At 65.5% G+C, this 12755-nt stretch carries 11 protein-coding genes; 5 read left to right on the top strand and 6 right to left on the bottom strand.

What is annotated here, in order from left to right:
- Window positions 1-130: 130 nt before the first annotated feature.
- Entirely contained in the window at window positions 131-787 is a 657-nt protein-coding gene (locus RAC97_RS03505; RefSeq protein WP_375097887.1) for a CoA transferase subunit B, read from the bottom strand.
- Between the two features lie 49 nt (window positions 788-836).
- Complete coding sequence (locus tag RAC97_RS03500; protein ID WP_375097886.1) at window positions 837-1535, bottom strand: CoA transferase subunit A; 699 nt, start codon at window positions 1533-1535, stop codon at window positions 837-839.
- Between the two features lie 120 nt (window positions 1536-1655).
- On the opposite strand from RAC97_RS03500, the gene RAC97_RS03495 reads away from it, so the two are divergent.
- The 4 genes from RAC97_RS03495 (at window position 1656) to RAC97_RS03480 (ending at window position 4585) form a co-directional block, all read left to right on the top strand.
- Entirely contained in the window at window positions 1656-2540 is an 885-nt protein-coding gene (locus tag RAC97_RS03495) for a LysR family transcriptional regulator (protein WP_375097885.1), read from the top strand.
- A gap of 268 nt (window positions 2541-2808) precedes the next feature.
- Complete coding sequence (locus RAC97_RS03490; protein ID WP_375097884.1) at window positions 2809-2937, top strand: hypothetical protein; 129 nt, start codon at window positions 2809-2811, stop codon at window positions 2935-2937.
- Window positions 2934-3761, top strand: a complete 828-nt coding sequence (locus RAC97_RS03485; protein ID WP_375097883.1) for a hypothetical protein — start codon at window positions 2934-2936, stop codon at window positions 3759-3761. The genes RAC97_RS03490 and RAC97_RS03485 overlap by 4 nt, the downstream gene beginning before the upstream one ends.
- The gene (locus RAC97_RS03480) at window positions 3758-4585 is read left to right on the top strand and encodes an aldo/keto reductase (protein ID WP_375097882.1); all 828 of its coding nucleotides are present in this window, start codon (window positions 3758-3760) and stop codon (window positions 4583-4585) included. Before RAC97_RS03485 ends, RAC97_RS03480 begins: the two co-directional genes overlap by 4 nt.
- Window position 4586: 1 nt before the next feature.
- Here the strand turns inward: RAC97_RS03480 and RAC97_RS03475 are convergent, their stop codons facing one another.
- Genes RAC97_RS03475 through lexA form a run of 4 tightly spaced genes read right to left on the bottom strand, consistent with a single transcriptional unit; the run spans window position 4587 to window position 10307 of the window.
- Window positions 4587-7658: an error-prone DNA polymerase gene (locus tag RAC97_RS03475; protein WP_375097881.1), complete on the bottom strand. Its 3072-nt coding sequence runs from the start codon at window positions 7656-7658 to the stop codon at window positions 4587-4589.
- Window positions 7655-9073 (bottom strand): DNA polymerase Y family protein, encoded by a 1419-nt coding sequence (locus tag RAC97_RS03470; protein WP_375097880.1) that lies wholly within the window; start codon window positions 9071-9073, stop codon window positions 7655-7657. Before RAC97_RS03470 ends, RAC97_RS03475 begins: the two co-directional genes overlap by 4 nt.
- A complete protein-coding gene (gene imuA / locus RAC97_RS03465; RefSeq protein ID WP_375097879.1) occupies window positions 9073-9693 on the bottom strand; it encodes a translesion DNA synthesis-associated protein ImuA in 621 nt (206 codons plus the stop codon). The genes RAC97_RS03470 and imuA overlap by 1 nt, the downstream gene beginning before the upstream one ends.
- Window positions 9693-10307, bottom strand: a complete 615-nt coding sequence (gene lexA / locus RAC97_RS03460; protein ID WP_375097878.1) for a transcriptional repressor LexA — start codon at window positions 10305-10307, stop codon at window positions 9693-9695. The genes imuA and lexA overlap by 1 nt, the downstream gene beginning before the upstream one ends.
- A 426-nt stretch (window positions 10308-10733) precedes the next feature.
- On the opposite strand from lexA, the gene RAC97_RS03455 reads away from it, so the two are divergent.
- On the top strand, window positions 10734-12755 hold a 2022-nt coding region (locus RAC97_RS03455; RefSeq protein WP_375097877.1), incomplete at its 3' end, for a condensation domain-containing protein.

Genomic DNA, 12755 nt, shown 5'->3' with positions numbered 1-12755 from the left:
GTTGGTCAGTCAAATGTCGGTATAACAGCACTGAACCCTGTGGGAGCGGGTTCACCCGCGAACAGGCCAGTGAATTCACTGACGCATTCGCGGGTAAACCCGCTCCCACAGGGTCGGGTGGGTACAGCGTTTAGAAAGTCATTTCCTTCACATCGTCCGGCACGATCAGCTTGCCGGCAGTCTTCGCGACGATTTCCTCGATGCTCACACCCGGCGCGGTCTCACGCAGGATGAACGCGCCGTTTTCGATCTCCAGATAGGCAAGGTCGGTCAGTACCTTGCGAATGCATCCCGCACCGGTCAGCGGCAGGCTGCAACGGGTCAGCAGCTTGGATTCGCCATCCTTGGAGGCGTGGGTCATGGTGACGATGATGTTCTCGGCACCGGCCACCAGGTCCATCGCCCCCCCCATGCCCTTGACCAGCTTGCCGGGGATCATCCAGGAGGCGATGTTGCCTTCCACGTCTACCTCGAAGGCGCCCAGCACGGTGAGGTCGACATGGCCGCCGCGGATCATGGCGAACGATTGCGCCGAATCGAAGATAGAGGCACCGCGGCGGGCGGTGACGGTCTGCTTGCCAGCGTTGATCATGTCAGCGTCGATTGTGGCTTCGGTCGGAAACTCGCCCATGCCGAGCAGGCCGTTTTCCGATTGCAGCATCACGTCCATGTCGGCAGGCACGTAGTTGGCCACCAGGGTGGGGATGCCGATACCGAGGTTGACGTAGTAGCCGTCCTGCAGTTCACGGGCGACGCGTTGCGCCATCTGTTCGCGGGTCAGTGCCATGGTCGGGGTCTCTTTGTTGTTCTGTGGGCGGTTGTTCTAGGGGCGCTGCTCAGGCCTTGACGGTGCGCTTTTCGATGCGCTTTTCGAAGGTGCCGACGATGACCCGGTCGACAAAGATGCCCGGGGTGTGGATCTCGCTGGGCAGCAACACGCCCGGTTCGACGATCTCTTCCACTTCGACCACGGTGATCTTGCCGGCGGTTGCAGCCAGCGGGTTGAAGTTCTGCGCAGTGTTGCGGTACACCACGTTGCCGTAGTGGTCGGCCTTCCAGCCCTTGACGATGGCGAAGTCGCCCGTGATGGATGCTTCGAGGATGTACTTGCGACCGTTGAACTCGCGCACTTCCTTGCCTTCGGCAACCGGGGTGCCGTAGCCGGTTGCGGTGTAGAAAGCCGGAATGCCAGCGCCGCCGGCGCGCATCTTCTCGGCCAGGGTGCCTTGCGGGGTCAGTTCCACTTCCAGCTCGCCGCTGAGCAGCTGGCGCTCGAACTCGGCGTTCTCGCCTACGTAGGAGGCAACCATCTTGCGGATCTGGCGGTCTTCGAGCAGTACGCCCAGGCCGAAGCCATCGACGCCGCAGTTGTTCGACACCACGGTCAGGCCCTTGACGCCACGGCGCTTGATTTCGGCGATGAGGTTTTCAGGGATACCACACAGACCAAAGCCACCGGCCAGTACGGTCATGTCGTCGGTCAGGCCGTCGAGGGCCTCTTCATAGGTTGCTACGCGCTTGTCCAGTCCGGCCATGCTGATCCGCCTTTGTAGTTGTTTGAGCGAGTGCTGGCATCTTCACCGCTGGCGACTGATTTGTTAATTTTGTTTTCGTCATCGATTGATAACTTTTGCAAAACAACGACCGAGCCAGCCATGAACGTCAAGCAACTGCGTGCCTTCGTCACCGTGGCCAAGTACCAGAGTTTTGCCCAAGCGGGCGAACACCTGCACATCTCTCAGCCAGCGCTGAGCCTTACCATCAAGGCGCTGGAAGACAACCTCGGCGGCGCCCTGCTCACCCGCACCACCCGCAGCGTCAGCCTGACCGCCGAGGGTGAAGTATTGCTGCCCCTGGCCCGCCGCCTGCTGGCCGACTGGGACGATACCGAGGAAATGCTGCGCCAACGTTTCACCCTGCAACTGGGCCGGGTATCGGTGGCGGCCATGCCGGCCTTTGCCGGCAACCTGCTGCCGCGCTCGCTGAAGGTGTTCCGCCAGCACTACCCGCGGGTGAATGTCACGGTGCATGACGTGATCAACGAACAGGTCATCGAGCTGGTACGCCATCGGCGCGTCGAACTGGGCATTGGCTTCGAGCCGGAAAACCTCGACGGGCTGTGCTTTCACCCGCTGTCGCTGGACCGTTTCGTCGCGGTGGTGCCCAGCGACTCGCCCCTGGCGCAACAGCCAGAGGTGCGCTGGAGCGAACTGCTGGCCGAGGACTTCATCGCCTTGCAGCGCCCCTCGGCAGTGCGTCTGCTGCTCGAACAGCACCTGGCGGCTGCACACGGCAAGCTGGCGGTGGCATTTGAAAGCCACCAGCTGTCGACCATCGGGCGAATGGTGGCCAATGGCCTGGGGGTGAGCGCGGTGCCGGCGTTGTGCATCGAGCAGATGCAGGAGCTGGGTGCGTGCTGCGTGGCGCTGGTGGAGCCGGCAGTGGAGCGGCGTATCGGCGTGATCGCCCTGGCCGACCACAAGCTGTCGACCGCGGCCCAGGCGCTGCTGGAGGTGTTGATGGAAAACCCGCCTGTCTAGTACAGAGCGTCGCCATTAAAATGCCTCTACGCTAGGATGGGTTCCAACACTTCGCCCCCACAGGAGCATCAGGGATGATCAGATTCGACCGAGGGCCAGCGCCGGATGTGTTTGCCTCAGAGCGCTTGGCGGACTTGCGTGCCCAGGCAGTGGCGTTTCATAGCCAACCCAAGGCCAGGCGCGCGCAGAGTCGTTTCTCGTTCCAGCCTGTTGCTGCGCTGGTGCACCCGCCGATCCGGGCCTTGTGGGGCGAGCGCGATACGCACAAATGCCGCAACGCATGGCTACCAGCCAGGCGCTCGCCCCGCAGGTCAGCCAGGGCGCCATCAACGAACTCCAGTCGCTGTGGAGCAAGCTCGGCAGCGTGTCGAACGACGGGCAGGAGGATCAAGCATGATCCACGTCCCACGCGGCCCCGCGCCAGCGAGCCTGACCGGTGAAACGTCGAAAGGCCATACGGAAACCCTGGAAGCCATCGGTGAGGTCATGAACGCACCGAATCGGATTCCTACGCCTCCCTACGACTACAAGGCCTACAAAGGCGCCGATGTCGTTGAGGCGCTACGTACCCTGTTTTACAAGAAATGCGCCTATTGCGAGTTCAACTATGCCGCCGGCGGCCCTGAAGATGTCGAACACTTCCGCCCCAAGGGTGCGGTGGTGATCGAGGGGAAAATGACCAAGCCAGGCTATTACTGGCTGGCGGCGGACTGGGACAACCTGCTGCCCTCCTGCATGGACTGCAACCGCAAACGCACCAAGATGTTCGCCGACAAAAGCACGGGCATGTCGGGCAAGGCGAACCTGTTTCCGGTCGTTGATGAGGCGACCCGCTGGCGCCACCACGACAAGCCCAACAGCGAGCAAGCGCTGTTGCTCGACCCTTGTGTGGATCAACCGTCGCAACACCTCGAATTCCTGCCCCAGGGCGGCGTGCAGTCGCTCAGCCGCAAGGGCGAAACATCGATCAAGGTCTATGGTCTACTGCGCGACGACCTGGTGACCGCGCGGGAACGCAAGGAAACCCGTGTCAAAGCGGCCATCGAAAGCGCACTGGAAATTACCGAGCGCATGCAAGTGGTGAAAGACCCTGAGACGAAGGCCTGGCTTCGCACATTGGCTGCCAGGCAACTGTCCGAGGCCAAAAGTCACCTGGAACCTCACGAGCCCTTCCTGGCGGTGGCCCGGATGGTCTTCAAGAGCTACGGTTTGGAACCATGACGACATCGACCCCCTTCAGCACGGACCCACGGGTCTCTACCATTGGCCAAGGCACCTGGTACATGGGCGAAGACCCGGCCCAGCGGGCCGCCGAGGTGGCCGCCCTGCAACATGGCATCGAACTGGGCATGACCCTGGTCGACACCGCCGAAATGTATGCCGAAGGCGGCGCCGAGGAAGTGGTGGGCCAGGCCATCGCCGGGCGCCGCGACCAGGTGTTCCTGGTCAGCAAGGTCTACCCGCACAACGCCAGCCAACGCGGCGTACCGGCCGCTTGCGAACGCAGCCTCAAGCGCCTGGGTACCGATTGCATCGACCTGTACCTGTTGCACTGGCGCGGCCAATACCCGCTGGAGGAAACCGTCGAGGCGTTCGAGCGCTTGCGCGAGCAAGGCAAGATCCGCCACTGGGGCGTTTCCAACTTCGACCTGGCCGACCTGCACGAGCTGGACAACACCGACTGCGCCACCAACCAGGTGCTGTACAACCCGGCCGAGCGCGGCATCGAATTCGACCTGCTGCCCTGGAGCCAGGCCCAGGGCCTCACGACAATGGCCTACTGCCCGCTGGCCCAGGCCGGGCGCCTGCTGCGCCACCCGGTGTTGGCGCAGGTTGCCGAGCGCCATGGCGTGACACCCGCACAGGTAAGCCTGGCCTGGGTCACGCGTGAGAAGGGCGTGATCGCCATACCCAAGGCGGTGAACCCGATGCACGTGCGCTTGAATGCGGCGGCGCAAGGGTTGGTGCTTACAGAGCAAGACCTGCGGGAAATCGACGCGGCATTTCCAGCGCCGACCCGCAAGCAGCGCTTGGCGATGGTTTGACTCAATGAAAATCCCGGCTGCGCACATCCAGCCCGCGTAACAGCGGGCTGACGTCTTCCAGACGCCGCGCAATCACGTGTCGCACCCCATTCTCCTGCTCCAGCCGCCCGTTCACCTTCAGCAGTTGCGAGCCCACCAGTGCCCGCCGTTGGCGTTCGGCCAGATCGCGCCAGACCACCACATTGAGCATGCCATGCTCGTCCTCCAGGGTGACGAAGGTCACACCGCTGGCGGTCTGCGGTCGCTGGCGACCCACCACGATACCGGCCACGGCGATGCTGTCGCCATGTTCCACCCCGGCAAGCTCGGCCGAACTGCGACACCCCAGCGCCCGCAGCTTCGCTCGCAACAGCGTCAGCGGGTGGGGGCCGAGCGTGGTGCCCAGGGTGGCGTAGTCGGCGAACAGGTCCTCTCCCAGCGTCGGCACCGGCAGGCTTACCGGCGTTTGCGGCGTGGCCTCCACCTGCGCGAACAACGGCAATGGCGCCTGCACCGCCGCCACCTGCCAGCGCGCCTGGTGCCGGTCACCTGCCAGGGCCTGCAAGGCCCCGGCGTCGGCCAGCCGGGCGCGGGCGCGGCTGTCCAGCGCCGCACGCAGGCACAGGTCCTCGACGTCGCGCCAAGGCCGCTGAGCACGAGCCTGCACCAGGCGTTGCGCCGCATCCTGGGCGAAGCCGCGTACCTGGCGCAGGCCCAGGCGGATGGCCAACTCGGCATCGCCGGTCGGCTCCAGGGTGCAATCCCAGTCACTGTGCGAGACGTCCACCGGACGTACCTCGATGCCCTGTCGGCGAGCCTCCTGCAACAGCTGGTCGGGGCTGTAGAAGCCCATGGGCCAGCTGTTGACCAATGCGCAGGTGAAGATCGCCGGCTCATGGCACTTGAGCCAACTGCTGGCGTAGCACAGCAAGGCGAAGCTGGCCGCGTGGGATTCGGGAAAGCCATAGCTGCCAAAACCCTTGATCTGCTCGAAGATGCGCTCGGCAAATTCCAGGTCGTAGCCATTGCGCAACATGCCGGCAAGCAGGCGTTCACGGTGCGGCTCAAGGCCCCCATGGCGCTTCCAGGCGGCCATGCTGCGGCGCAGCTGGTCGGCCTCGCCCGGCGTATAGTCGGCGGCCACCATGGCCAGCTCCATCACCTGCTCCTGAAACAGCGGCACGCCCAGGGTGCGCTTGAACACGGCCTCGAGTTTTTCACTGGGGTAGGTGACTGGCTCCTGCTTGAGTCGCCGACGCAGGTAGGGGTGCACCATGTCGCCCTGGATCGGCCCCGGCCGCACGATCGCCACCTCGATCACCAGGTCGTAGAACTCGCGTGGCTTGAGCCTGGGCAGCATGGCCATTTGTGCCCGTGACTCGATCTGGAACACGCCCATGGTCTCGCCACGGCAGATCATGTCGTAGGTGGGTTCATCGTCGGCAGGAATGCTCGCCAGCGTGAAGTGGCTATTGCGGTGCAAGGCAAGCAGGTCGAAGCAACGGCGCAAGGCGCTGAGCATGCCCAAGGCGAGCACATCGACCTTGAGCAGGCCGACCATGTCCAGGTCGTCCTTGTCCCACTGGATCACCGTGCGCTCGGGCATGCTGGCATTCTCCACCGGCACCAGCTGGTCCAACGGCTGCTCGCTGATGACGAAGCCGCCCGGATGCTGCGACAGGTGCCGGGGAAAGCCGACCAGCTCGCCCGCCAGCACCAGGATGCGCCGCAGCGACGGGCTCTGTGCCTCGAAGCCCGCCTCGGCCAGCCGTGCTGCGTCGGGAATCCGGTCGCTCCATCGGCCACAGCACTTGGCCAGGGCATCGATCTGGTCGGCCGGCAGCCCCAGCACCCGCGCCACGTCACGCACCGCACCGGCCGCGTGGTAGGTGCTGACCACCGCCGTGAGCGCCGCGCGGTGCCTGCCATAGCGGCGGAACACGTACTGGATCACCTCCTCGCGGCGGTCGTGCTCGAAATCCACGTCGATGTCCGGCGGCTCGTTGCGCTCGCGGGACAGGAAACGCTCGAACAACAGGTGGTGCAGCGTGGGGTCGAGCTCGGTGATGCCCAGTACGTAGCACACCACCGAGTTGGCCGCAGAGCCCCGCCCCTGGCAGAGGATGCCCTGGTGGCGGGCGAACATGACGATGTCGTGCACCGTGAGGAAATAGCTCGGGTAGCCGAGCTCTTCGATCAACTCCAGCTCGCGCGCCAAGGTTTGCAGGACTTCGTCACTCGCCCCCTGCGGCCAGCGCTCGGGCAGCCTGGTCTGGCACAGATGACGTAGCCAGCTGGCCGGGCTGTGGCCTGCGGGGACCAGCTCACGAGGGTACTGGTATTGCAATTCGCTCAGGTCGAAACAACAGCGTTCGGCGATGGCCAGGGTTTCGGCCAGCAGTTCGGCGGGGTACAGCTCGGCCAGTTGCCCACGCGGGCGCAAGTGCCGTTCACCATTGGGGTACAGGTGCTCGCCAGCATCGGCCACGCTGCAATGCTGGCGGATCGCGGTCATGCAGTCCTGCAAGGCGCGGCGCCCACGGCTGTGCATGTGTACGTCGCCGCAAGCCACGGCGCGGATGCCCAGTTGCCCGGCCATGGCCAGCAGGTCCTGCAAGCGCGCCTCGTCGTCGCTGCCCCGGTGCAGGTGCACCGCCAGCCACAGGCGCTCGCCGAACAACGCCTGTAACCACGAGGCATCGGCCGGGTCTTGTGCGACCCATAGCGCCAGCAGGCCCTGGCAATGAGCCTGCACGTCTTCGGCAAGCAGCTGATAGGTGCCTTTCTCGGCTCGACGCCGAGCGCGGGTAACCAGGGCGCAGAGGCTCTGGTAGCCCACCAGGTCTTCGACCAGCAGCACCAGCTTGGCTCCACCCTGTATCTGCACCTCGCTGCCGACAATCAGCTTCAACCCATGGGCCTTGGCCGCCTGCCAGGCGCGCACGATACCGGCCAGGGTGCATTCATCCGTGATGGCCAGGGCCGTGTAGCCTTGTGCCTTGGCCCGGGCGAACAGCTCATCGGCGCTGGAGGCCCCGCGCTGGAAGCTGAAGTTCGACAGGCAGTGCAGCTCGGCGTAGTCCGGTAGGCTCATGCGAACCACCCTTGCAACCACAAGGTGCCGGGCCGGGCCAGCTCTTCATAGGCCCAGCCGCGCAAACCCTCACGGGTTTCGATGCGGTAGTAGTCGCGGCGCACGTCACCGCCATCCCACCAGCCCGACTCGATACGTTCGGGTCGCCCCTGCTGACGCAACGCACTGCGCGGCAAAGGCTGCGGCTGGGGCAGCAACCAGCCGGGGCGGCTGCCTGGGGCAATACCCAGGGAGGGCCTTGCACGCTGCTCGATGGCCAGCGAGGCGTGTTCCGGGCGATGGTCGGCGGCAGCGCAAAGGCCCTTGACCGCATCATCACCCAAGCGCGCACGCAGGCGTTCACGCAGTTGCTCCCAAGGCTGGGCCTGCTGCGCGCGCGGGTCGAACAACGCCTGGTGCTGCGGCACGAAGGTCGGCAGGTCCTCGGCCAGCAGGCGCAGGTTACGCACCGGCGCACGAAGGCGCAGCGCCTCCAGGCGCCCACGGGCCAGTTCGAAAAGCATCGAGGGGTCGCGCTCAGCGGCCAGCAGGCCGACCTTGAGCACCGTGCCTGGCCCTTCGGCGTGCTCCAAATGCAGCTCAAAGCGCTGCACCCCGCAGTCGCGACCAGCAAGAAAGGCAGCCAGGTCGCTGAGCAACCGGCGCAAGGGGAACAGCAGCGCCTGGTGTGACTCGACATCGAAATTCAGTTCCAGACGCGACTCGAAGCGATCGGGCGGCTGGTAGAACGCCAGACCCAGGCTGCGCAAGCCCAGCAGTTGGTCCAGATGCAACTGCACCTGTGCGGGGAAACGCCGGGCCAGTGCTTCACGGGGCAACGCCAGCACCTCGGCCAGTCGCCGCAGCCCCATGCGGGCAAAGGCCTCGGCGCTCTCGGGGGGCAGGCCGATACGCGTCAAGGGCATGCGCAGCAAGGCAGAGCGGGTCTGCTCGGGGCCTGTGGCGGCCAAGCCGTCATGGCCATTGACCAGCATGCGTGCCGCCACTGGATTGCTGGCCAGGACAATCCGGTGACGTAGGCCCAGAGCCTGCAGTTCCTGGCGCAGACGTGCTTCGAAGGCCGGCCAAGGGCCGAACAGTTTCAGGCTGGAACCCACCTCCATCAGCAGGGTGCGTGGATAATGCAGGCTTACCTGGGCGCTGAAGCGGTAGGCCCAGGCGGCGAGCAGCTGCTGTACCTGATCGATACGTGCAGGGTCGGCCTCGACACACGTGAAGCCCTCGGCCAAGGCGCGAGCCGCAGTAAGCCGCTGCCCCGCGCGCAAGCCAAGCGCAGCGGCGGCGGGGTTGACCGCCTGCAATACCCGGCGCTGGCTCGGGCCATTGACCAGCACCAGGGGTGAGTCGGCATCGCTGCGCCCGCGCAGTACGGTGTCCAGCGCCAGCTGCGGCAACAGGATGCAAGCCCAGTGCATCAGCGCCACCCTGGGCAGGCGATAGGCTTGGCTGGAGCCAGCCCTCCCCGGCACTTGAGTACTCGCCACTGCGCCGGGCGAGCATCGATGGCGAGGCGCAAGGCCGCGGGCGACGGGTTGTGCGCAGCCTGCTGCGGGCGACAGGCAAAGGCCAGGGCCTGGCCGGTTTCGGCAGCCACCTGCAAACGTCGCAAGGCCCGGTCGTCGGCACGTTCAGGCCAGCACAGCACCGCCGCGCAACTGCCGGAGCGCAGGCATTGCTCGGCAGCCCACAAGGTTTCGCCAGGCTCGGCCTCGACCTGCGCCAGCCAACCCAGGTCGACACCCGCCGCCTGCCAGGCCGGGGCATAAGGCAAAAAAGGCGGCGCCACCAGCACCACCCGCCCCTGCTGCGCGGTCAAGCGCGCCAGGCTGGGCCACAACAAGTGCAACTCGCCACACCCGGGGCCGGCCAGCAACAGCTCGCTGAGCGCGGCCGCCGGCCAGCCGCCCTCGGGCAGCAGCGCATCCAGGGCCTCGTGACCGGTGGGCTGCTGCCCCAGCGGGCGTGCCTGAGCCTGGCGCCCGCGCCATACCCGACGCTGCTCAAGCAGCCCATCGAGGTCGACCGCCGCGGCCATCAGTCACGCCTCAGCAGGCCGCAGAACACGCCCTCGATGAAGAACTCGCGCTCCGGCCCCACGTCGATCGGCGCATAGGCCGGGTTGCGCGGCAGCAGACGGTAGCCACCGGGCACACGTTGCAGGCGCTTGATGGTCACCTCGCCATCGAGGCGGGCGACGACGATCTGCCCGTCGCTCGCCTCGCCCTGCTGGCAGATACCCACCAGGTCGCCGTCGAAGATGCCGTCGTCGACCATCGAGTCGCCGCGCACCTTGAGCAGGTAGTCGGGGGGGCGGCGGAACAGGCTGGGGTCGAGCAGCAGTTGCTCGTGGATACCCAGGTCCGGGCCGATCGGCGCACCGGCGGCCACCTGGCCGAGCACCGGTAGGTCGAGCACCTCCGGCCGGCGCAGGGGCTCGGCCAGGCGAATGCCTCGCGCCTGGTTGGGCGTGACGTCGATGAAGCCGCCCTCGCACAGGGCGGTGATGTGCTTGCGCGCCACGCTGCGCGAGGCGAAACCGAAGCGCTCGGCGATATCGGCCAGGCTCGGCGGCTGGCCCTGGTCGATACGCTCGCGGATGAACGCGAGGATGGCGCGGCGTTTGGGGGACATGTTTTCCATGGAGCACATTTGTACTCTTTTGCTCGAACACTGGCCAGTCCCTTTTGTCGCCCATTCAGTCCCTTTTGTCGCCCACCCAATTGAGGAACCGATTCACCTTTTGCTGTTCGAACGGGTGGATCGCCAGGTCGTGGTGTCACGCCACCCAAAACACTGTTCCACGTATGGAACGAACTGTTTCAAGAACCACTTTACGTGTCAGACGTCACATCTCTCACCATCTGGCCTTTCACCCCGTTGACCCTTCTTCACAGCCACGCTTAGCCTTGCGCACGGCCAGAACGGGACAGGTCATGAGGGGTAGATAAGTGAGCGACCCGAGCCGAGCGTCGGTGTTCTTCGACGCTTAAGTGGCAGGGAAAACGCCACACGCTTGTGCTGGTTCCGGGGGTATGGAGCCGGCTTGCCTCAGCCCTCTTATCTCATGGACGTGTCATGATCGAACCGCATTGGTTTTCGTTGAGTTCTACCCAGCAATCCGTTTGGCTCGACCAGCTGTTATCCCCCGAGACCCCCTCCTACAACATCGGCGTCACGATAGAAGTGCATGGCACGGTGGACCTGGCCGTCTTCGACCGCGCCGTGCGCGCGGTGATCGCCCAGCACGACGCCCTGCGGTTGGTGTTCCGCGAGCACGACGGGCAAGCCCGGCAGCGGGTGCTGACCTCCCTTGAACCCCCGCTCCGCTACCACGACTTGCGCGCAGAACCCGATGCCCATGCCCAGGCCCTGGCCGCCATCGGCGAACTGAACCGCACGCCCTTTGCGCTGTATGAACCTCCACTGTGGGACATGCAGTGGTTCCAGCTCTCCGACAGCCATGCGCTGTGGAACAGCCGCTACCACCACCTGATCTGCGACGGCACCTCGGTGAGCCTGGTCGGTAACGCGGTCACGAATGCCTACGACCAGCTGATGCGGGGCGAGCAACCGGAGTGGGATGAGCAACTGGCCCAGGGCTACCAACACTTCGCGGCGCAAGACCAGCAGTACCTGGTTTCCGAACGCTACGCCAAGGCACGCGCCTACTGGCTGGAGCAGTTTCCGGCGCTACCCGACCCCCTGTTCCAACCGCTCGATACCCCCGCGCAACTGCAGGTCGCCAGCACCGCCCACCGGCCCAGCGCCCAGGCCACCTGGACACTGGGCAGGCGACGCCTGGAGGCGTTGACGCATCTGGCCCGCACCCAGGGTGCGGGCCTGAGCCACTGCCTGAGCGCCCTGTTGGCGAACTACTTCAGCCGCATGACCGACCAACGCCCGCAGGTGGTCATCGGCCTGCCGGTGCACAACCGCGCCAACGCCTTGCAAAAACGTACGGCGGGCATGTTTTCGTCGGTATTGCCACTGGCCATCCAGGTCGACCCACAGGCCGGCTTCGCCCACAGCGTGCAGCAAATCGCCAACCAGGTGCCGCGCAGCTATCGCCACCAACGCTACCCCTTGCAAGCCTTGCACCGCGAGCTACGCACCCAGGCCGGGCATGCCGGCCAGCTGTTCGAAGTGATGCTGTCGGTCGAGCAGTTCGCAGGCGACCTCCAGTTCGGGGCCACACGCACGGTGTTGCGCACGTGGCACAACGGCTACGAGCGTTACCCCTTGGCGATCTACCTGCGCGACTACGAAGCGCTGACCGAGCCTTTCCTGGAATTCAACTACGACCCACAGCGGTTCAGTGCCGAACAGATCGCAGCGCACCTGCGCCGCCTGGAACGCCTGACCGAACTGGTGCTCGCCGAACCCAACCGACCCCTGCACGACTGGCCACTGCTGGACGCCGATGAACAGCACCAGGTACTCCAGCTGTTCAACGCCACTGCCCGCGAGTACCCGGCCGAGCAGCCCTTGCCTGCGTTGTTCGCCGAGTGGGTACGCCATCGCCCCGACGCCCTGGCGCTCGTGGAAGGCGAGCGCACCCTGAACTATCGACAGCTCGCCCAGCGTGTCGAGCACCTGGCCCGACACCTGGAAGCCTGTGGTGTCGGCCCTGGTGACCGGGTGGCCCTACGGATACCGCGCGGTGCATCGCTGGTGGTATCGATCCTGGCGATTGTGCAACGGGGTGCAGCCTATGTACCGGTCGATATGGACGCACCGCCGGCCCACCTGGCGCGCGTACTAAGCGACTGCGGCAGCGCCTGGCTGCTGGTCGCCAATACCCGCCCGGCAGTGCCCGACAGCGTGCGGTTCATCGATGTCGAAGCCTTGCCCGAGCAGCAGGACGGCCCGCCAACCCCAGCGCAGTCGATGAACGCAGGCGACATCGCCTACGTGATGTACACCTCCGGCTCCACCGGCACCCCCAAGGGCGTGCAAGTGCCGCACCGGGCCATCGTGCGCCTGGTAATCAACAACGGCTTTGCCGACTTCAATGCCCAGGACCGCATCGCCCTCGCCGCCAACCCAGCCTTCGACGCCAGCACCCTGGAAATCTGGGGTGCCCTGCTCAACGGCGGT

This window comes from Pseudomonas sp. LS_2 (genome assembly GCF_042709235.1).
GTDB lineage: Bacteria > Pseudomonadota > Gammaproteobacteria > Pseudomonadales > Pseudomonadaceae > Aquipseudomonas.
Note: the sequence above shows the minus strand (reverse complement) of the source record. Positions and strands in the feature narration are given on the sequence as shown.

Coding starts and splice junctions, on each gene's coding strand:
- imuA (WP_375097879.1), bottom strand. CDS start 9,693: ATGGCCGCGGCGGTCGACCTCGATGGGCTGCTTGAGCAGCGTCGGGTA.
- RAC97_RS03480 (WP_375097882.1), top strand. CDS start 3,758: ATGACGACATCGACCCCCTTCAGCACGGACCCACGGGTCTCTACCATT.
- RAC97_RS03495 (WP_375097885.1), top strand. CDS start 1,656: ATGAACGTCAAGCAACTGCGTGCCTTCGTCACCGTGGCCAAGTACCAG.
- RAC97_RS03505 (WP_375097887.1), bottom strand. CDS start 787: ATGGCACTGACCCGCGAACAGATGGCGCAACGCGTCGCCCGTGAACTG.
- RAC97_RS03485 (WP_375097883.1), top strand. CDS start 2,934: ATGATCCACGTCCCACGCGGCCCCGCGCCAGCGAGCCTGACCGGTGAA.
- RAC97_RS03475 (WP_375097881.1), bottom strand. CDS start 7,658: ATGAGCCTACCGGACTACGCCGAGCTGCACTGCCTGTCGAACTTCAGC.
- RAC97_RS03470 (WP_375097880.1), bottom strand. CDS start 9,073: ATGCACTGGGCTTGCATCCTGTTGCCGCAGCTGGCGCTGGACACCGTA.
- RAC97_RS03490 (WP_375097884.1), top strand. CDS start 2,809: ATGCCGCAACGCATGGCTACCAGCCAGGCGCTCGCCCCGCAGGTCAGC.
- RAC97_RS03500 (WP_375097886.1), bottom strand. CDS start 1,535: ATGGCCGGACTGGACAAGCGCGTAGCAACCTATGAAGAGGCCCTCGAC.
- lexA (WP_375097878.1), bottom strand. CDS start 10,307: ATGTGCTCCATGGAAAACATGTCCCCCAAACGCCGCGCCATCCTCGCG.